20 protein-coding genes are annotated in these 18,832 nt (G+C 62.3%); 13 read left to right on the top strand and 7 right to left on the bottom strand.

Annotated elements, in window-relative coordinates:
* Window positions 1-77 precede the first annotated feature (77 nt).
* Genes I3253_RS06025 through lpxK form a run of 3 tightly spaced genes read left to right on the top strand, consistent with a single transcriptional unit; the run spans window position 78 to window position 2,550 of the window.
* Window positions 78-320 (top strand): DUF4170 domain-containing protein, encoded by a 243-nt coding sequence (locus I3253_RS06025; RefSeq protein WP_197916741.1) that lies wholly within the window; start codon window positions 78-80, stop codon window positions 318-320.
* Between the two features lie 8 nt (window positions 321-328).
* Window positions 329-1,552, top strand: a complete 1,224-nt coding sequence (locus tag I3253_RS06030; RefSeq protein ID WP_197916742.1) for a 3-deoxy-D-manno-octulosonic acid transferase — start codon at window positions 329-331, stop codon at window positions 1,550-1,552.
* Window positions 1,549-2,550 carry a tetraacyldisaccharide 4'-kinase gene (lpxK, locus tag I3253_RS06035; RefSeq protein ID WP_197916743.1) on the top strand — a complete coding sequence of 334 codons (1,002 nt, stop codon included), beginning with the start codon at window positions 1,549-1,551 and terminating at the stop codon, window positions 2,548-2,550. The genes I3253_RS06030 and lpxK overlap by 4 nt, the downstream gene beginning before the upstream one ends.
* 55 nt (window positions 2,551-2,605) lie before the next feature.
* On the opposite strand, the gene I3253_RS06040 is transcribed toward lpxK, so the two are convergent.
* Window positions 2,606-3,271 (bottom strand): DsbA family protein, encoded by a 666-nt coding sequence (locus I3253_RS06040; protein WP_197916744.1) that lies wholly within the window; start codon window positions 3,269-3,271, stop codon window positions 2,606-2,608.
* Window positions 3,268-3,786 (bottom strand): DUF721 domain-containing protein, encoded by a 519-nt coding sequence (locus I3253_RS06045; RefSeq protein WP_197916745.1) that lies wholly within the window; start codon window positions 3,784-3,786, stop codon window positions 3,268-3,270. The genes I3253_RS06040 and I3253_RS06045 overlap by 4 nt, the downstream gene beginning before the upstream one ends.
* An 88-nt stretch (window positions 3,787-3,874) precedes the next feature.
* Between I3253_RS06045 and mutY the strand changes: the two genes are divergently transcribed.
* Together mutY and I3253_RS06055 are read left to right on the top strand one after the other, a co-directional pair.
* The gene (gene mutY, locus I3253_RS06050; RefSeq protein WP_197916746.1) at window positions 3,875-4,927 is read left to right on the top strand and encodes an A/G-specific adenine glycosylase; all 1,053 of its coding nucleotides are present in this window, start codon (window positions 3,875-3,877) and stop codon (window positions 4,925-4,927) included.
* Between the two features lie 67 nt (window positions 4,928-4,994).
* On the top strand, window positions 4,995-6,128 hold the full coding sequence (locus tag I3253_RS06055) for an alkane 1-monooxygenase (RefSeq protein WP_197916747.1): 1,134 nt from the start codon (window positions 4,995-4,997) through the stop codon (window positions 6,126-6,128).
* Between the two features lie 6 nt (window positions 6,129-6,134).
* Here I3253_RS06055 and I3253_RS06060 read toward each other — a convergent pair whose 3' ends face one another.
* From I3253_RS06060 to I3253_RS06075, 4 genes are all read right to left on the bottom strand, one after another.
* Window positions 6,135-7,532, bottom strand: a complete 1,398-nt coding sequence (locus I3253_RS06060) for an adenylate/guanylate cyclase domain-containing protein (protein WP_197916748.1) — start codon at window positions 7,530-7,532, stop codon at window positions 6,135-6,137.
* A gap of 165 nt (window positions 7,533-7,697) precedes the next feature.
* A complete protein-coding gene (locus tag I3253_RS06065) occupies window positions 7,698-8,813 on the bottom strand; it encodes a site-specific DNA-methyltransferase (protein WP_197916749.1) in 1,116 nt (371 codons plus the stop codon).
* 109 nt (window positions 8,814-8,922) lie between these two features.
* On the bottom strand, window positions 8,923-9,540 hold the full coding sequence (locus tag I3253_RS06070; RefSeq protein WP_197916750.1) for a ribonuclease HII: 618 nt from the start codon (window positions 9,538-9,540) through the stop codon (window positions 8,923-8,925).
* A gap of 107 nt (window positions 9,541-9,647) precedes the next feature.
* Window positions 9,648-10,133, bottom strand: coding sequence for a hypothetical protein (locus I3253_RS06075; RefSeq protein WP_197916751.1), 486 nt, complete (start codon window positions 10,131-10,133; stop codon window positions 9,648-9,650).
* Window positions 10,134-10,312: 179 nt separating this feature from the next.
* On the opposite strand from I3253_RS06075, the gene I3253_RS06080 reads away from it, so the two are divergent.
* From I3253_RS06080 to I3253_RS06110, 7 genes are all read left to right on the top strand, one after another.
* The gene (locus I3253_RS06080) at window positions 10,313-10,615 is read left to right on the top strand and encodes a hypothetical protein (RefSeq protein WP_197916752.1); all 303 of its coding nucleotides are present in this window, start codon (window positions 10,313-10,315) and stop codon (window positions 10,613-10,615) included.
* On the top strand, window positions 10,587-11,291 hold the full coding sequence (locus I3253_RS06085) for a winged helix-turn-helix domain-containing protein (RefSeq protein WP_197916753.1): 705 nt from the start codon (window positions 10,587-10,589) through the stop codon (window positions 11,289-11,291). The genes I3253_RS06080 and I3253_RS06085 overlap by 29 nt, the downstream gene beginning before the upstream one ends.
* A gap of 119 nt (window positions 11,292-11,410) precedes the next feature.
* Complete coding sequence (locus tag I3253_RS06090) at window positions 11,411-12,961, top strand: DUF427 domain-containing protein (protein WP_197916754.1); 1,551 nt, start codon at window positions 11,411-11,413, stop codon at window positions 12,959-12,961.
* A gap of 132 nt (window positions 12,962-13,093) precedes the next feature.
* Window positions 13,094-13,840 (top strand): glycosyltransferase family 2 protein, encoded by a 747-nt coding sequence (locus tag I3253_RS06095; RefSeq protein ID WP_197916755.1) that lies wholly within the window; start codon window positions 13,094-13,096, stop codon window positions 13,838-13,840.
* Window positions 13,840-14,151 (top strand): lipid-A-disaccharide synthase N-terminal domain-containing protein, encoded by a 312-nt coding sequence (locus tag I3253_RS06100; protein ID WP_197916756.1) that lies wholly within the window; start codon window positions 13,840-13,842, stop codon window positions 14,149-14,151. The genes I3253_RS06095 and I3253_RS06100 overlap by 1 nt, the downstream gene beginning before the upstream one ends.
* Window positions 14,138-15,595, top strand: coding sequence for an ArnT family glycosyltransferase (locus I3253_RS06105; RefSeq protein WP_197916757.1), 1,458 nt, complete (start codon window positions 14,138-14,140; stop codon window positions 15,593-15,595). Before I3253_RS06100 ends, I3253_RS06105 begins: the two co-directional genes overlap by 14 nt.
* Window positions 15,592-16,281 (top strand): phosphatase PAP2 family protein, encoded by a 690-nt coding sequence (locus I3253_RS06110; RefSeq protein WP_197916758.1) that lies wholly within the window; start codon window positions 15,592-15,594, stop codon window positions 16,279-16,281. Before I3253_RS06105 ends, I3253_RS06110 begins: the two co-directional genes overlap by 4 nt.
* Before the next feature lie 9 nt (window positions 16,282-16,290).
* Here the strand turns inward: I3253_RS06110 and I3253_RS06115 are convergent, their stop codons facing one another.
* The gene (locus tag I3253_RS06115) at window positions 16,291-16,773 is read right to left on the bottom strand and encodes an RNA pyrophosphohydrolase (RefSeq protein ID WP_197916759.1); all 483 of its coding nucleotides are present in this window, start codon (window positions 16,771-16,773) and stop codon (window positions 16,291-16,293) included.
* A gap of 121 nt (window positions 16,774-16,894) precedes the next feature.
* On the opposite strand from I3253_RS06115, the gene mutL reads away from it, so the two are divergent.
* A complete protein-coding gene (gene mutL, locus I3253_RS06120) occupies window positions 16,895-18,748 on the top strand; it encodes a DNA mismatch repair endonuclease MutL (RefSeq protein ID WP_197916760.1) in 1,854 nt (617 codons plus the stop codon).
* The last annotated feature ends 84 nt before the right edge of the window (window positions 18,749-18,832 follow it).

Raw genomic sequence — 18,832 nt, forward strand, 5'->3', positions numbered from 1 at the left:
GGCATCGGTCAAAGCCTTGAGGCGGCGGCGCAACAGGCATAGGTTGCCCCCGAAACGCACAGCTTTGGAGCCCCCGCATGACCCAGCGCCTGCATCTCGTCTTTGGCGGCGAACTGGTGGATCCCACCAAATCGGTATTTAAGAACGTTGACGATATCCATATTGTCGGCATCTACCCCAACTATCAGGCCGCGTTCGACGCCTGGCGGGCAGAGGCGCAACGCACCGTGGACAACGCGCATATGCGCTATTTCATCGCGCATCTGCATCGTTTACGCGACGAGAAGGCCGAAGCTTCGTCAACCGAAGAGCTGGGCTGACACCTTTCATGGCGCGCTCGATCAGCCTGGCGGCCTATCTGGCCTTTGCGCGCCGCGAGCCGGCCACTCTGAAAAAGATTACCGTGCCGCGCCCCGGCGGCGAGCTGGTGTGGCTGCATTGCGCCGACCCGGCGCGCGCGCGTGCCCTGGCGCAGCTTGCCTTGCGCCTGTCCGCACAGCGTACCGGCGTTCGGTTTCTTCTGACGACCTCGCCCGGCACCGTGCGCCCCGACAACCTGCCTTCTGATCTGGTCTGGATGCCGTGCCCCTCCGAAAACCCCCTGGACATAAGGGGTTTCCTTGACCATTGGCGCCCCGACCTGATGATCTGGCTTGGTCCCTGGCTGCGCCCGGCCCTGATCGATGCCGCCCATGGCCGGGGTATCGCCACGCTGTTGCTTGAAGCGGACACGCCGGGTCTGGAAAACCGCCGCTGGCGCTGGATGCCGGAACCCACCCGCGCCACGCTGGCGCGATTCACGGCGGTGTTGACGCTGGACAAAGGCGCAGCCGACCGGTTCCGCAGAATTTTGCCGGATGGCGGACCCAACGTGATCGAAAGCGGAAAGCTGCTTGAAGAAAGTCATGCGCTGCCCTGCAACGAAACAGATCTGGAAGACCTGCGCGCCGCTTTGGGCGGGCGCCCGGTCTGGCTGGCGGCGCGGGTACAGCCCCAGGAAATCCCCCTGGTGCTGCAAGCCTACCGCGCGGTCCTGCGGCTGTCGCATCGCATGTTGCTGATTGTCGTTCCGGACCGGGCCGAAGATTTTGCCGCTATCCGAACGCCGCTGGCCAAGAGTGGATTGCGGCTCGCCAATTGGGATGATGGCGTATTCCCGGATGACAACACGCATGTCCTGCTTGCCGAATCCCCATCCGAGCTGGGCTTGTGGTACCGCGCCGCGCCGGTAACATTGATGGGGTCTTCGCTGGCGGCTGGCCATGGCGGGCGCGACCCGCTCGAACCGGCCGCGCTTGGGTCGGCGGTGCTTTACGGTCCTGGTGTGCGATGGCATCTTGATGCATACAGCCGCCTTGCACAGGCGGGGGGCGCGCGTATCGTGAAGGATTCCGATAGCCTGACCGCTGCGGTGACACATCTGATTGCGCCAGACGAAGTGGCCGCGATGGCCCATGCCGGCTGGCAAATCGTGTCGGAAGGCGCGGAAGTATCCGATCAGATCGTGGCCTTGGCGCAGGACTTGCTTGATACACGGGGGAAGCCGAAATGAGACCACCGCGGTTCTGGCATAACCCACCGGATCGCCCCGGCTGGCAAGCGCGACTGCTGGCGCCCTTGGGCGCGCTTTATGCGCATGGCACACGCCGGCGCGTTGCCCGCGCCGATACCGGGTTTCGCGCCGATATCCCGGTGATTTGCGTCGGCAACCTGAATGCGGGTGGCACGGGAAAGACGCCGACAACCATCGCGATGGCGCAGCATTTGCAGGCGCGCGGGTTGAAGCCGCATGTGGTGTCGCGTGGCTATGGTGGTCGCCTGAACGGCCCGCTGCGGGTGGATGAAATGCGCCATAGCGCGCCCGAAACCGGCGACGAGCCTCTTTTGCTGGCAGCCTTCGCACCGACGTGGGTATCCAGAGACCGCGCCGCCGGAGTCGCGGCGGCCCGGCAGGCCGGGGCGGAAGTGATCCTCCTGGATGACGGGTTTCAGAACCCGGGCGTGTACAAGGATCTGTCAATTGTTGTGGTGGATGCCGCGCTCGGTTTCGGCAACGGGCGCTGCATTCCGGCGGGGCCACTGCGCGAACCGGTAGGTGCTGGCCTGGCCAGGGCCGATCTGGTGCTGTCAATCGGCGACCCGGCTGCCCAGAAACGGTTCGCCGAACGCTGGGGAGCGGAACTGTCAGTACCACACGCGACCGGCGCGCTGACCCCGCTGCAAACCGGGATGGATTGGTCCGGCGCCCGGTTCCTGGCTTTCGCGGGAATTGGGCACCCGGAAAAATTCTTTGCCACGCTGCGCGGCCTTGGCGCCAATGTGGTGCGCGAACAGCCGCTGGATGACCATCAGGAACTCAGCCCCGCCTTGCTGACCCGTCTGGCTGCCGAGGCCGATCGCGCCGGCGCGCAGCTTGTCACCACCGAAAAGGACGCCGTGCGCCTGCCGCGCGAGATGCGCCCCCGCGTGCTGACCTTGCCGGTGCGTCTAGAAATTGATGACTGGTGCCCGGTCGACTCGGCACTTGACCGCCTGTTCGCCACCGGTTGACCAAAAGACAAACGCCGCCCGATGGCGGCATTTGCACAGGCGTTGGCAACTGGAGTCAGCCCTCCAGTTCGGCATCCAGGATCTTCTTGAGATCCTCATAGCTCATGTTGCTGTGTTTGGTGCCGTTGACAATCAATGTCGGCGTACTGGAAATATCGTCCGCGCCCGCGTTGGTCTGGTACCACTTGATCAGCGCCTTGGCCTTGTCCTCGTCGCGCAAACAGGCCTGAAGCTGCGCATCTTCGATTCCGGCAAGGCGCCCGGTTTTGCGCAAGGCGTCGGCAATCGCGACGGGATCGCCGGCCCGGCTCCATTCATCTTGCTTGGAAAGCAGCAGGTCGGCGATGCCAAAGAACCGCTCGGGCCCGTCACAACGCGCCACCATAGATGCCCACAGGCCAAACCGGTCAAAATAGACATCGCGGAAGATGAATTTCACTTTTCCGGTGTCGATGTAGTTGGCTTTCAATTCGCCAAAGACGTTTTCCTGGAAGCTCGCACAATGCGGGCAGGTAAACGACGCATATTCGATCAGCGTAATCGGCGCGTCCTCGGCGCCCATTACCATCTCCACAATACCCGAAGACTCCGCCTCTGCCGCGCCATCCGACGAGACCAGCTGAACATTTGTAACAGCCCGGTTGCTCTCGGGTGCATTCGCAAAAGCGGCGCCTGTCATCGTCAGGGCGCCGACCAGAATCACGGAAACAATGCGGTTCATTCAGAAACCTTTCTTTTCACTTCTTGCTTTGTAAGCACGTTTTCCGCCAGACGTTCAAGCGCATGGCGCAACTCGGAATTCTCCACGGGGGCGGCCACCGCCATTGCCCGGGCCTGCGTTTTGGCGTCCGGTGTCGGAGCGGTCTTTCTGGGCGCCGGGGCAAAGCTGGCCTGCCCGTCGGCAAACCCGGTTGGCGCGGTCTGGGTGATGCGCAGCCGTGCGATGGCGTTATAGCCATAGGCCGCGTTCACCCGCGCGCGCAGCGTTTCCTTCTGCATCTCCAGCATCGGTGCCTGCGCGCCGGTTGTCAGCACCGTCAAAGTCGCGCCAAAACCCTGGCGCCCGTATTTGACATCGACGGGTTTGCAGATACGGGCAACGTCCTCGCCAACGATCTCGGCCCAGTGGGTCAGCACCCGTGTCACCGCGAAACCACGGCTTTCGCCGGCCTTGCGGATCCGGTCGCGCAACAGCGATGACGTACGTGTAAATCCTTTGGTCGTTGCGCGGCGCATCTCTTGCTCTTGCATCCTCGTTTCAGGCGCTATCTTAGTGTCGCGGGCGGGCCATGCCAGCGAAACCGTTCGGGCGGAGGAACAAAAATTGCGGAAAACGAATTTGGCCGCCGATCTTCTGGAATGGTACGACACGCACGCGCGCAAACTGCCTTGGCGCGTTGGCCCGGCGGCGCGGTCCGGTGGGCAAAGGCCCGATCCATACCGGGTCTGGCTGTCCGAGATCATGCTGCAACAAACCACCGTGGCCGCTGTCAGTGACTATTTTCAGCGGTTCACGACACGCTGGCCCGATATTCACGCGCTTGCCGCAGCGCCAGACGACGAGGTCATGGCCGCCTGGGCCGGGCTGGGCTATTACGCCCGTGCCCGCAACCTGCTGAAATGCGCCCGCGCGGTCAGTGTCGGGCATGACGGGCGGTTTCCGGACACCCGGTCCGATTTGCTGACGCTGCCGGGGATCGGACCCTATACAGCGGCGGCAATCGCAGCCATTGCCTTTGAGCGGCCCGAAACCGTGGTGGACGGGAATGTCGAACGGGTTATGGCGCGCCTGTTTGATTGTCACACGCCCCTGCCCGCCGCCAAGCCCGAACTCACGGCCCTGGCCGAAACACTGACCCCTTCGGAACGGCCCGGCGACTATGCCCAGGCGGTGATGGATCTGGGCGCAACGATCTGCACCCCGCGCAACCCGGCTTGCGGTATCTGCCCCTGGCGCGCGCCCTGTTTGGCACGAGACCGGGGCACGGCCGCGCAGCTCCCGAAAAAAACGCCGAAAAAGCCCAAGCCGGTTCGGCTGGGCACGGCCTATATCGCCCGCCGGATTGACGGCGCCCTGTTGCTGGAGCGCCGCCCCGACAAGGGTTTGCTGGGCGGAATGCTGGGCTGGCCCGGCTCTGAATGGCAGGAAGGCAGCGTGCCGAACCATGCCCCACCGATCCGCGCGGAATGGAAAACCCTCCCCGCCGAGGCACGCCATACCTTCACGCATTTCCACCTGCGCCTGAGCGTCCGCACCGCGCTGGTGCCGATGGACCGCGCGCCCGGAACCGGAGAGTTCTTCGCGCCGGACCGGTTTCGCCCATCCGATCTGCCCACCGTCATGCGCAAGGCATTCGACCTGAGCCTGAACACCTGATCGCGATTGCAGCGCCCCGCCGCGCGCCCCATACTGGTGCCGCGCGATTCACTACGGAGTTCTGACCATGATCGCCTCGTCACAAGTTGCCAAACTGTCCAGCGCCTTGCCATTCTGGCTGTCGCTCTTGCTGATCCCGCTGATCTGGATCGTGGCGGGGCTTGGCTCCTGGTGGGTGCTGCTGGTGCCGGCCGCAACATGGTATCTGTTTTCCGCGCTGGACGCTGTCGTCGGGCTCAACCTGGAAAACGCGGACCTGGAGACAACCGAGGAAGATCTTTACTGGTATCGCCTGATCACCATGATCTGGCCCTTCATCCAGTTTGTCACGGTCTTCGGCCTGATCTGGTACGCCACCCAATCCGAAGACCTGTCCGTCGCCGCCAGAATCGGCTTGTTCTTTGGCGTCGGGGTCATTTCCGGCACCGTGGGCATCGTCTATTCCCACGAACTCATGCATCAGAAGAACAGGACCGAACGATGGCTGGGCGACATCCTGATGGCGATGGTGTTGTATTCGCATTTCCGCTCCGAGCATCTTCTGGTGCATCACCGCTATGTCGGTACCCCCCGCGATCCGGTCACTGCCCGCTACAATGAAGGCTTCCACCGGTTTTTCCCGCGCGTTCTGCTCGGCTCGCTGAAGTCATCCTTCAGGGCCGAAAAGGAGATGCTGGCGCGCAAGGATCTGCCATGGACGGATCGCTCCAACCCGTTCTGGCGTTACTGGGGCTTGCAGGGGGGGATGCTGCTGCTTGCACTTCTGATCGGTGGCTGGGCGGGGTTTTTCCTGTTCCTGTGGCAGGCCTTTATCGCGATCTGGCAGCTTGAAATCGTCAACTATGTCGAACATTACGGCCTGACGCGCAAACATCTGGGCAAGGGCAAATATGAACACGTCAAACCGCACCATTCCTGGAATGCGGCGCACATGGCGTCGAACTGGCTGCTGATCAACCTGCAACGCCACTCGGATCACCATTACAAGCCAGGCCGGCGTTTTCCTCTGTTGCAGAACTATACCGAGGCCGACGCCCCGCAATTGCCCTATGGTTATCCATTGATGACCATGTTCGCGATGGTGCCGCCGCTGTGGAAACGGGCCATGAACCCGAAGGTGCGCAAATGGCGGGCGATGTATTACCCCGAAATCACCGACTGGAAACCCTATTCCAAGGCCAGCAACCCGATGCCGCGCTAACGCGGCTCAGACCGGGGCGGTGCGCTCAAAGGCCCAGACCGTCAGCTTGTCCTCGACCCCGCGAATGTCCTGCCCGTCAAAGCGCAGCAGGCCGTCAAGGCAGGCATGGCCCCCCTCGCGGATCACCTCTTCGCGCATGCTGTCGCTGATCACCAGCCGCGCGTTCAGCCCGCGCGTCAGCGCCTCCAGCCGGGAGGCCACGTTGACCGTGTTACCGACCACGGCAAATTCCAGCCGGTTGGCGCCGATATCGGCCAGAACCGCCGGCCCGTAATGCGCGCCGAACCCGACGCGCAAGGGCGGTTGCGCACGGGCGATCCTGCCCGCGTTCCACTTGTCCATCTCGTCCATCATCTCATGCACACATTCCAGCGCGTTGATCGCGTCCTGCTTGGTAGGCTCTGGCGTGCCGAACGTCGCCATCAGCCCGTCACCCAGATACTTGTCCAATGTGCCGCCATGGCCAAAGACCGCCTTTTCCATCAACACGTGAAATTCGCGCAGGGTTTCGATCACTTCCTCTGGTCTGCGGGTTGCCGCGAATTCGGTAAAGCCCACGATATCCACGAACAGCACCGCGATTTCGTGGCTGCGTATCTTCTTGAGCGGTTCGTCATTTGTTGACAGCGCCTCGACAACATTGGGCGAAAAATAGCGGCTCAGGTTGGTCCGCTCCCGCTCCAGCGCGGCATTGCTGCGCAACAATCCGTTGAAGCGGCGCACCGATACCGCCATGGCAAGTGCAACAATCAGGAATACGGCTATCTCCTGGATGCGCAGGTCCACCCGGTAACTGTTCGGATCCAGAAGCCAGGCCATGTCGGGCTGATCCGGGAAGGCCGCGCGCATGTCTTCTGTCAGGCCCGGCACGGGCTCGACAAGCCAGACTGACAGGCCCAGCCCAATCGCCCACAGCCCGGTTGTCCACGTACCTATGGCCACCACCGTGCGCCAGGAATAGGCCAGCGCCCCGCCTGCAAGGATGATGTAGAAATACTGAAAATTGCCGAACCGGTACTGCATGGCATGGGGCCATGTCTGATCGCTCAGCGGGTTGGGCCCGACCATGCCGATGGTCATCAGAGCCAGGTCAATGAACAACAAAAGCAATTCGGCACGCGACTGCCCGACCTTCCCCAAACGGCGCATGAACCATCCGTTGATCGCCAGCGCCAGCAGGATCAGTTCGTAATACCAGACATCCGGCATCGGAATGAGAAACAGCAGCAGCACCCCGACAATGGCCATCGCAACCCAGCGCACATGCACGGCCAGTTCCAGCCCTTCTTTCTTGTGCGCGGCCAGAACCGCTTCGGTATATTGGTATTCCGGGCTGGACTTGTCCGGAAAATCATCCGCCCGGCGTCGGGAAAACAGGGAAAGAAAAGGGCGAGTCGTGGCCATGGGCTGCGCAGCTTTCATAAATTGATTTGCCCTAGATAGTCGCACATCCCGACAGTTAAAGCCAAAAAAGCCCCGCCGATGAACGGCGGGGCAAGTCAAGGTGCCTGTTTTGAAACGTCAGGCCACAGGCACCGGCGGTATTCTGTCTCGGGGTATGGGGTGTAATCAGTTGGGCCTGTCGGCCATTTCCGCGCGTATTTGCTGGCGCAATACGTCGATCGGCACCCGCTTGCCGTCTTGTTTGTAGCTCCAGTAGGTCCAGCCGTTGCAGCTTGGCGCGCCTTCCAGATGGGCGCCGACCTGATGGATCGAGCCTTTCACGTCGTCCCCGATCAATGTTCCGTCGGCACGCACCTTGGCCTTGTGGCGACCATTGATCGAATAGAGGTTCTCGCCAGGGCGCAACATGCCGCGCTCGACCAGCTGGCCAAAAGGCACACGCGGTTCGGCGCGCTTGCTGGCACTGACCTGCAAGGCTTCGCGATCAAACTTGCGGGTGTTCCTGAGGCGTTTCTCGGCAACCTTGCGATAGGCTTCTTCACGCTCGATGCCGATGAATTCGCGGCCCAGCATCTTGGCCACGGCGCCGGTGGTGCCGGTGCCGAAAAACGGATCCAGCACAACGTCACCCGGGTTTGTCGAACCCACCAGAACCCGGTGCAACAGGCTTTCGGGTTTTTGGGTCGGATGCGCCTTGTCGCCGTTGTCATCCTTGAGCCGCTCATGGCCCGTGCAAATCGGCAGCACCCAGTCCGAACGCATCTGAACCCCTTCGTTCAGGGCTTTCAGGGCTTCATAGTTGAACGTGTACTTGCCGCCTTCCGATTTCGACGCCCAGATCATGGTTTCATGGGCATTGGTAAAACGCTTGCCGCGGAAGTTCGGCATCGGGTTCGACTTGCGCCACACCACGTCATTTAGGATCCAGAACCCCTGGTTCTGCAATTCGGCGCCCATGCGGAACACGTTGTGATAGCTGCCGATCACCCAGATCGCACCGTTCGGCTTGAGCAAACGCCGCGCCGCCTTGAGCCAGGCACGGGTGAACTTGTCATAGGCGGCGAAGCTGGAAAACTGGTCCCATTCGTCATCCACCGCATCCACCTTGGAATTGTCGGGACGGTGCAGATCGCCCTTCAGCTGAAGGTTATAGGGCGGATCCGCGAAGATCAGGTCAATCGAGCCTTCCGGCAGACTGTTCATCACGTCGATGCAGTCACCATCCAGAATCGTGTTGAGAGGGAGCGCATCAGCGCCCTTTGCTTTGGTCATCGTTTTCATTCTCTGCCTCGTTCACGGCGCGGATTTTTTTGATGCGCTCGTTGATGAGACAAGGATGAGTCAAACGCGATTCGGCGTCAAATTCTTTTTTGAATCAAGAGGTTACATTTTACCCTTGATACAAGATATTGTGGACCGGCCTGAACGAACGTCTATGATGTGGGGTCACCCCCAGATTTTGGAGGGCTGCTTTGTGGCTTTTCGAAGGATAACCGGCATTTGTCTCCCAGCCATAGCCGGGGAACTGTTGCGCCAAATCCATCATGATGCGATCGCGGGTGATCTTGGCCACGATCGACGCCGCCGCGATCGACAGCGAACGGGCATCTCCCTTGACCACGGCAAGCGCGGATATTCGATTGCCGGCCGGGATCATATTGCCGTCGATCAACAGGTGGTCAGGTCTGCGCGACAGCCCGTCGACCGCGCGCAGCATGGCCAGGTGACTGGCGCGCAGGATGTTGATTTCGTCGATCTCTTCGACGCTGGCATGAGCCACTGACACGTCGGCGCAGGCCATGATCGCGTCAAAAACAGCGGCGCGCCGTTTGGCGGTCAGCTTCTTGGAATCATTCAGCCCTTCGGGGATGTTGCCCGGATCCAAAACCACGGCGGCGGCCGTCACAGGACCGGCCAGCGGGCCGCGCCCCACTTCATCCACCCCACCCACGCGAGAGGCTCCTTGCGCAAACGCGCTCTTTTCCAGCGAATAATCCGGCATATCCATCCCCACTGACAATCACGCCGCATGCCCCGGTGCAACATGAAAAACCGGGCGGACCAAGGGCCGCCCGGTTTCATGGCCGATCCGCAATCGGCCCGATGCTCGACGAATTATCGCCCGCTGACGCGATAGCCGCTACGGCTCAGGCACTGCGCGGCATACACGGTACCGACACCCCTGCGTGTATTCACGCGGCGCGCGCAATCGCGCGGCAACTGGCGAACGGCGAAATCGGCCCGCGTCAGACAGTTCTGTCCATAGCCACGAATACGCTCGCCGCGTACGGTAACATAGTTCTGCGCACATTCGGCGGGCAGCCAGAGTGTATTGCGATGCGGGGGCTTCCAGGTATCTCGGCGCGGATGCACCGGGTGCACCGGCACCGGTTCATAGCGCCGGGTCGGTGCCGTATAGGTCGGGCGCGGTTTGTCGTTTGCGTCCTCTATGGCTTTGCCGATAATCACGATGGCCGCGGTCCCGAACAGGATCTTGGCGATGTCCTCGGCATCGGGCGCGGCACTGGCACGCGTTCCGGATATTCCGGTGATGGTCAGTGCGGCGGCAAGTACGGTGCTGATAAAGTGGCGGGGTTGCATGGCGGTTGTCCTCCTGACATTGGTTTGCAATCGCCCCGGCACAGATTGCGAGGCGTCATGGAGCAACTCTCGGCCGAATTGCGAAAGCCGCACAATATCAGAGACTTGTTATTGAATATCGGGCCTTCGTGCGCAGGCCGTTATTGAATAACAGCCCAATTCGGCGCACAGTCAGCGCCATGACATATACGCTCAGACATATCGCCCTCATGGCGGCCATGCTCCTGGCCCTGGCATTGCCCGGCCCGGCATTGGCGGCTGAATGCTATGCCGACTACAAGGCCAAGAAGGATCAGCCGCTGCGCCTGCATTACGGGGTCATTCAGCTGTATCAGGGATGTTCGAAAAAGGCCGCCCAAAAAGAAATCGCCGCCCGGATCGGCGCCGAGGGCTGGACATTGCTGAACGTCTTGTCAGTGTTCGAGGCTCCCCAGCTTTCGGGAAAGGAATCCAGTGCCGGACAATTCTACCTCCGCTATTGAAGCGCGGCGCCACGGCGGCCGAGTGGTGGCGTTCGGTCTTGCCGCGATTGTCGCGATCCTGTTGGGCGCGGCCATCGTGCTTGTGCTGACCCTGCCGGATGCCAACGCGTTCAACGCCCGTGTCGAACAGCTGTTCCTGGAAAACGATACCCTGACCGGGCAGGCCGAGATCAAGCTTCTGGAAATCCTCGCGCAATCGGGCACGGCCTTTGCCGATACGCTGGCCAGCTATCGGGTGGTGATCCTGGTTCTGCTGGTCTTTGCCACGGGCATGATGATCGCGGCGCTTGTGTTTCTGCTCATGCTGATCACCATGAACCGCCGCATGGCCCAGATCGAACGCGCCGGTATTCAGGTCAATTCGCTGTTGATCAGCCGTGACGAGAAAACCGTGTACCTCAACAATATGGGCTTCAAGCTGACCGACGCGGCGATGGAAACGCTTTCGGTTCTGGCCGAGGCGCGCATGGATGACGAAATGTTGTCCGGGGTCGAGATCGAATCCGTTATCTCGGGCAAGGCCAGCAGCGATTGCGACGAGGCCGCCGGGGCGACCCGCATCAAACGCCTGCGCGACAGCCTTGGCAACCAGATCGTCAGCGAATTGCTGGTCAAGAATATCGCGCGCAAGGGGTATATGCTGGCCATCGACAAGGACGTGATCCGGGTTCTGTAGCCGCGCGCCGGGGGGCTATGTTTCGCACCGGGCGGCCGGGACGCCGCTTGGATAATTTGGCGCACACCCCATATATCCTCCATCCGCCCCGCGACAGTCCGCCACAAGAAAGGCCGCCCATGGAAGGTTCCCGATTCGGCAGCAATGCCGGCTATGGCATCCGCATCGAACCTCTGGACTCGCGGGTGCGCGTACTGCGCGACGGTCAGGTTCTTGCCGAAAGCCTTCGTGCGCGGGTGATGTACGAAACCCGTCTGGCGCCACAAATCTACGTGCCGCTTGAAGATCTGCGCGTGCCGGTATCCGACCCGACCGATTTGCAAACCTTCTGTCCCTTCAAGGGCACCGCCCGCTATCGCAATGTCGAACTGGACGGCGAAACCATCGTCAACGCCCTGTGGTCCTATGACGATGCTCTGCCCGAAAGCCGCGAGATCAATGGGTTTGTCGGCTTCATGCCCTCGGCCTATACCGAGCTTGATTTCGGCAATGCCAAGCTGAACCCCGACGACCCCAGCAATATTGCCGGCCCTTTGGTGGACTGGCTGATGCGTGGGGCCTCCACGTTGCCCACGCCCGAAGATTTCACCCGTGCGCTGGCGGAAAAGATGCTGGAAAGCGGCATCGCGCTGTCCCGGATGAGCCTGATGATCTGGTCCCTCCATCCGCTGATCGCGGGCAAGAATTACATCTGGCAAAAAGACAAGGGCGAGATCGCCACCTTCGCGCCCTCCTACGAGCTTTACGACCACCCGACCTATATCAACAGTCCGCTGCGCCACGTCGCCGCCGGTTTGGGCGGTGTACGTCAAAAGCTGGACGTACCGGTCGGGCAGATGCAGTTTCCCATCATGCAGGATCTGAAAAAGGAGGGGCATACCGACTATGTCGCCATGCCGCTGACCTTTTCCAACGGCCAGATCAACGTGCTTACCCTGGCCAGCGATCACCCTGACGGTTTCACCACCGCCAATCTTGGCCTGATCTTCGAGGTCTCCTCGGTCATCAGCCGGTTTTTCGAGGTGTTCACCCAAAAGGAAAACGCCCAGTCCCTGCTGGAAACCTATGTGGGGCGGCGCACCGGCGCGCGGGTGCTGGGGGGCGATATTCGTCGCGGTGATGGCGACGAGATCGACGCGGCGATCATGTTCTGCGATCTGCGCGGCTCGACCCGGCTGGAACAGGAGATGGGGCGCGGCGCCTATATCGAGATGCTGAACGCCTTTTTCGATACCGTATCGGCCGTGGTCAACGCGCATGGCGGGGAAGTGTTGAAATTCATCGGCGACGCGGTTCTGGCAGTGTTTCCCAGCGACACGAAGGGCGCGCGCGCCTGCGCCGAGGCGCTGGCCGCCGCCAAGGATATCGTGCGCGACCTGCACGTTCTGGCCCGCGAAAGCCAGCTGGAAACGCACTGTTCCGTCGGTATTGCCTATGGGCGCGTGACCTATGGCAATGTCGGCTCGCGCGAGCGGCTGGATTTCACCGTGATCGGACAGCCCGCCAACGTTGCCGCCCGGTTGGGTGACTATGGCAAAACGGTCGGGCACCGTATCGTGGTGTCTTCGGAAATTGCCGCGCATGACACGGCGGCGCAGCCCCTGGGCGCGATCCGTTTGCACAATGTGGTGCAACCTGTCCAAAGCTTTGCCGTTTCCGCCGACACCTGACATTTTCCCGGCAATCCCCCGCGCACCTGCCCCGCTGCAACCCTTGACGCCAAGGGTTTTAGGGGAAAGAAGGGGCTTCCATTTTGCCGGTGGCCGCTTGACGCGCCGCGCGGCCTCCCGAAAGGTGCCTTCATGCACGAGCAGCCTGACATCTCGGTGATCGTTCCCGCCAAGAACGAAGAAACCAACCTGCCGACCCTGATCGCGGGGATCCAGTCGGCCTTTGATGCCACCGGTTCAGTGATCGAAATCGTGATCGTTGATGACGGGTCGGATGACGGCACATTGTCCCGGCTTCGCGAGCTTCAGGGAGACATGCCCAACCTGCGTGTGCTGCACCACCCGCAATCGGGCGGCCAAAGCGCGGCGGTGCATTCGGGCGTGCGCGCGGCCCGCGCGCCGATCTGTTGCACGCTGGATGGTGATGGACAGAACCCGCCCTCCGAATTGCCCGGACTTGTCGCACCGCTGTTGGACGGAGATGCGCCCGCATCGCTTGCGCTGGTTGCGGGACAAAGGGTGAAACGTCAGGACACGCTGTCCAAAAAGCTGGCATCCAGGGCGGCGAACGGCATCCGTTCCTTCATCCTCAAGGACAAGACACGGGATACGGGCTGTGGGCTGAAGGCGTTTCGCCGCGATGCCTTTCTGGAGTTGCCGTATTTCGATCACATGCACCGGTACCTGCCGGCGCTGTTTTCGATGAATGGTCACGATGTCGCCCATGTCGATGTCGCGCACCAAGCGCGCCATTCGGGACGGTCGAACTATTCCAATTTTCAGCGCGCCCTTGTCGGGGCGGTCGATCTTCTGGGCGTTGCCTGGCTGATCCGCCGCCGCAAGAAGGCGCGCGCAACTGAAATCAACGAGGCGGGCTGATGGAAGCGCTTTTGTCATTCCTCAAGGTCGACAGCTGGGTCGAATTCTGGTGGGTCATGTTCGGCCTGTTCGGGCAACTGATGTTTTCGGGCCGCTTCATCGTACAGTGGATCGCCTCGGAAAAGGCGCGCCGTTCCACGGTGCCGCTGGCCTTCTGGTATTTTTCCATGGGCGGTGGCGTGATCCTGTTCACCTATGCTGTCTACCGTGCCGATCCGGTGTTCATCCTTGGCCAGTCGCTGGGATTGTTCATCTATTCCCGCAACCTTTACCTGATCTACCGCGAGCGCCGCGAAAATGCCGCTGGCTGAGACGCAAAACGCCTGGGTGAAACCTGCGCTGATCGGCGTTGGTCTTGTCACGCTGTTGCGGGTGCTGGCGTTGTGGGGCAGCCCGACCGACCTGTATGTCGATGAATCGCAGTATTGGCTTTGGGGTCAGTCTCTGGATTTCGGCTATTATTCCAAGCCGCCGATGATTGGCTGGGTGCTGCGGCTGTTCGACGAACTGACCCCGGTGCGCAGCGCCTTTTCCGTGCGCCTGCCCGCGCCCCTGATCCACGGTGTCACCGCGATGATCCTGGGCGCCTGGGCGGCCCGGATCGCCCCGGCGCATCGTTTCGTCGGGTTGTGGGCGGCAATGGCCTATCTCAGCCTGCCGATCGTGGCCGTGGGCAGTTTCCTGATCTCGACCGACACGATCATGGCGCCGTTCTTTATCGGGGCACTGGCGCTATATTGGCGCCTTTGTGCAGGCGGCGGTGCACGCCATGCCGTGTTCGGCGGGCTGCTTCTGGGCCTCGCCTTCCTGTCGAAATACGCGGCGGTGTATTTTGTGCCAGGTGCCGTGATTGCCTATGCGCTTTACCCGTCCATGCGCCCGCGAGGCAAACATCTGGCCGTGTTCGCGTTCGCGTTCCTGATCGCCGCCGCCCCCAATATCCTGTGGAATATCGCCAACGACCTGACAACGGTCAGCCACACGATGGACAATGCAGCCTGGCTCAAATCCGAGAGCGTCGGCCCCCGGCCCAGCGTCACCCGCGCCCTGGAATTCGTGGCAAGCCAGTTTGGCGTGATCGGGCCGGTCCTTATGGTCCTGTGGATCGCGGCGCTGCGCGCGCCGGCCCCGGGCCGACAGCGGGCCCTGATCTGGGTCTCGATCCCGGTCTGGGCCATTGTGCTGATCCAGGCCTACCTTTCGCGCGCCTATGCGAACTGGGCCTTTGCCGCCATTCCCGCCGCCACGATCACCGCGATCCTGTTCGCGCTGGACACAAACCGCCGCCGCGCGCTTTGGGCGGCACTGGGGCTGAACGCGGCGCTGAGCCTGCTGATCCCGCTGCTGACCCTGTTTCCCCTGTGGATCAAGGACGGCAACGGCCAGCCGCTGGCCAAACGTTATGTGAATGTCGCGGCCATCACACAGGATGCCATCGCCCTGGCGCGTGCCAACGGCATCACCACCATCACCGCCACCAATCGCGGCATTCTGGCCGATTTCTTCTTTACCGGCGCCGATAGCGGGCTGGCCTTTTACGCCGCCCCGCCCAAGGGCGCGCCTCGGCATTATTACGAACAGGAAAAACCCTTGCCGCCAGATGTGACCGGGCCGGTTCTGTATGTCGGCTACAACGACACGCTGAACTGCGGCGGCACGCCGGTTGTTCCCGTCGCCTCGCTGACCCAAGAGGTTGGCAGCTGGGCCAACAAGGCCCTGCCCGCCTATATCGTCAACGCCGAGTGTCTGCGATGAGCCGCAATCGCAAGGCGCTGCAAGAGGTGATCATTGCCATCGTGGTTCTGGCGATGGTCTTCTCGATCTGGCCGGCGCTGGATATCTATGTGTCGCGCCAGTTCTACGCCGATATTCATGGCTTCTGGCTGAACCGGCAGCCCGCCGTACAGGCCCTGCGCGAGATGATCTGGGCCCTGATCCTGCTTACCTTCCTTGTCGCACTGGCCGGGCTGGTGTTTTCGCGGATCTTCCGCACCACCGCGCCGGCGATGAACAAGGTCTGGGAGGTCATCGTGATGACCTACCTGCTGGGTCCGGCGCTGCTGGTCGATGGGATCCTCAAGGCACAGTGGGGCCGCGCACGCCCGGCCAACATCACGGAATTCGGTGGCCCGCAGGAGTTTTCGCCGGCCCTGCGCCTGTCCGATCAATGCCCGTCGAACTGCTCTTTCGTGTCCGGCGAAGGTGCGGGGGCGACGGCCATGCTGATCGCGGTCATGCTGGTGCTGCGCAACCAGAAATCCGGGCGTTATTCACGGCTGGCCGGGCGGATCGCGATCGCCATAGCCGTGACCGGCCTGGGCCTGCGCATTGTCATGGGGCGGCATTTTCTTTCGGACACATTGTTTGCCGTGCTGTTCGTCACCCTGATCGCGCTGCTGCTGTTGCAGTTGAAACGCTACCGCAACATTCGCCTTTTCTAGGGTCAGGCATCACAGCCTGTCGGCAAACTCTGCCAGCACCTGCTCGTAGACCGCGCGTTTGAACGGCACGATATTGGCCACAAGCCGATCGGCGGGCAACCAGCGCCAGGTCGAAAACTCGGGGTGGTCGCTGTCAATCCGTACCTGATCGTCGCGCCCATGAAACCGCAGCAGGAACCATTTCTGCTCTTGGCCCTTGTAGCGCCCTTTCCAGATGCGCGGCACGATGTCGTGGGGCAGGTCATAGGCGATCCAGCCTTCGGTTTCGGCCTCGACCGTCACCAGATCGCGCGAAACGCCGGTTTCTTCCTCCAACTCGCGCAACGCCGCCTCTTGGGCGGTTTCGCCCTTGTCGATCCCGCCCTGAGGCATCTGCCAGGCGGGTAATTCGGTATCGATCCGCTGCCCGACAAAGGCATGGCCCTCACGGTTGACCAGCATCACACCGACATTGCGGCGATAGGGCAGTTTGGCGATGTCTTCGGGTGTCATGGCGGCTCGCAAATGTTGGAATGTGCCACAGACCTACCCAATGCCGCCGCCCCGCGCAATGCGGCAAAGCCCGCCGGAAGATGGTGGCAGAATCAAACTGGAACGTGCTAGGTTTTGCGCCATGCCACTTACAGACCCCAAGATAAGCCAATCCCACCCCGTCATCCGCCAACTGGATGACGCCGCGATCAACCGCATCGCGGCTGGTGAGGTGATCGAACGCCCGGCCTCTGCCGTCAAGGAATTGATGGAGAACGCCATCGACGCTGGCGCGCGGCGGATTGACGTGGCCGTGGCCGATGGCGGCAAAACCCTGATCCGCGTCACGGATGACGGCTGTGGGATCGAGGCAGACGCGCTGCCGCTGGCGCTGGCGCGTCACGCAACATCCAAGATTGACGGCTCGGACCTGCTGGATATCCACACGTTCGGTTTCCGGGGCGAGGCCCTGCCCAGTCTGGGCGCGGTCGGGCGGCTGACCATCACCTCGCGGGTGCAGGGCACTGACGCGGCCACGATCAAAGTGGAGGGCGGGCGCATGGGGCCTGTCAGGCCGGCCGCGCTTTCCGGCGGCACTATCGTGGAACTGCGCGATTTGTTCTTTGCCACACCCGCGCGGCTGAAATTCATGCGCTCGGACCGGGCCGAGGCGCAGGCGGTGGGCGACGTGGTCAGGCGGCTGGCCATGGCGGAGCCGTTTGTCGGCATTACCCTGCGCGACGTTTCCGGCGGCGGCGAAGGCCGCGTGACATTCCGCGCCGAGGCGGAAAACGGCGATCTGTTTGATGCGCTGCACGGGCGGCTGGGGCGCATCCTGGGCAACGAATTCGCGGAAAACGCCTTGCGCATCGATGCAACCCGCGACGGGCTGCGGCTGATCGGGTATGCCGCGCTGCCAACCTACTCGCGTGGGTCTTCGGTGGCGCAATACCTGTTCGTCAACGGGCGCCCGGTGCGTGACAAGCTGCTTTACGGGGCGCTGCGGGCGGCCTATTTCGATTTCCTTAGCCGCGACCGGCACCCGGCGGCGGCGCTGTTCATCGATTGTGATCCGCATCTGGTGGACGTGAACGTGCACCCCGCCAAATCCGAGGTGCGGTTTCGCGATCCCGGACTGGCGCGTGGCCTGATTGTCAGCGCGCTGCGCCATGCGCTGGCCGAGGCCGGGCACAGGGCCTCTACCACCGTGGCCGGGGCCGCGCTGGGGGCGTTTCGCCCCGAACCGACCGGGCCGGGCCGCGTCTATCAGATGGACCGCCCCTCAGCCGGCGCGCGCATGGCTGCCTATCAGGCCCAGGCCCCCGGCTTTGCCGATTTGTCCGACAGTTACAGCGCCCGCGTGGAACCCGTGACCGGGGACGCGGCGCAATCGGTTGATCCGGCCATGGACCAACACCTGCCGCTGGGCGCCGCGCGGGCGCAAGTGCACGAGAACTATATCATCGCGCAGACGGAAACCGGCATGGTGATCGTCGATCAGCACGCCGCCCATGAACGGCTGGTTTACGAGAAACTCAAGCACCAGATGGCCGAGAACGGCGTGGCCGCGCAGGCGCTTCTGATCCCGGAAATCGTTGATCTGTCCGAGGGAGACTGCACCCGCCTGCTGGCGGTGGCCGGGGAATTGTCGCGGCTGGGCCTGACAATCGAGCCATTCGGCGGCAGCGCCGTGGCGGTTCGCGAAACCCCCGCCGTTCTGGGCGAGGTCAACGCGCGCGCCATGGTGCTGGACATTCTTGACGAACTGGACGACCAGGGCGAAAGCAATCTGGTGCAGGCCCGGATCGAGGCCATTCTGAGCCGCGTGGCCTGTCATGGCTCGATCCGCTCGGGGCGCCGGATGCGGGCGGATGAAATGAACGCCCTGCTGCGCGAGATGGAGGCGACGCCGCATTCCGGCCAGTGCAATCACGGGCGGCCCACCTATGTGGAGCTGAAACTGTCCGATATCGAACGCCTGTTCGGGCGCACATGACACGTGTCCCCTGCCCCCGCGAAGGGGCCGGGGGACACGGCCCGACCAGAGGGCCGGGCGGACACAACGCAGAGGGATCAGCGT

The organism is Thiosulfatihalobacter marinus (assembly GCF_016019955.1).
GTDB classification, from domain to species: Bacteria; Pseudomonadota; Alphaproteobacteria; order Rhodobacterales; family Rhodobacteraceae; genus Shimia; species Shimia marinus_A.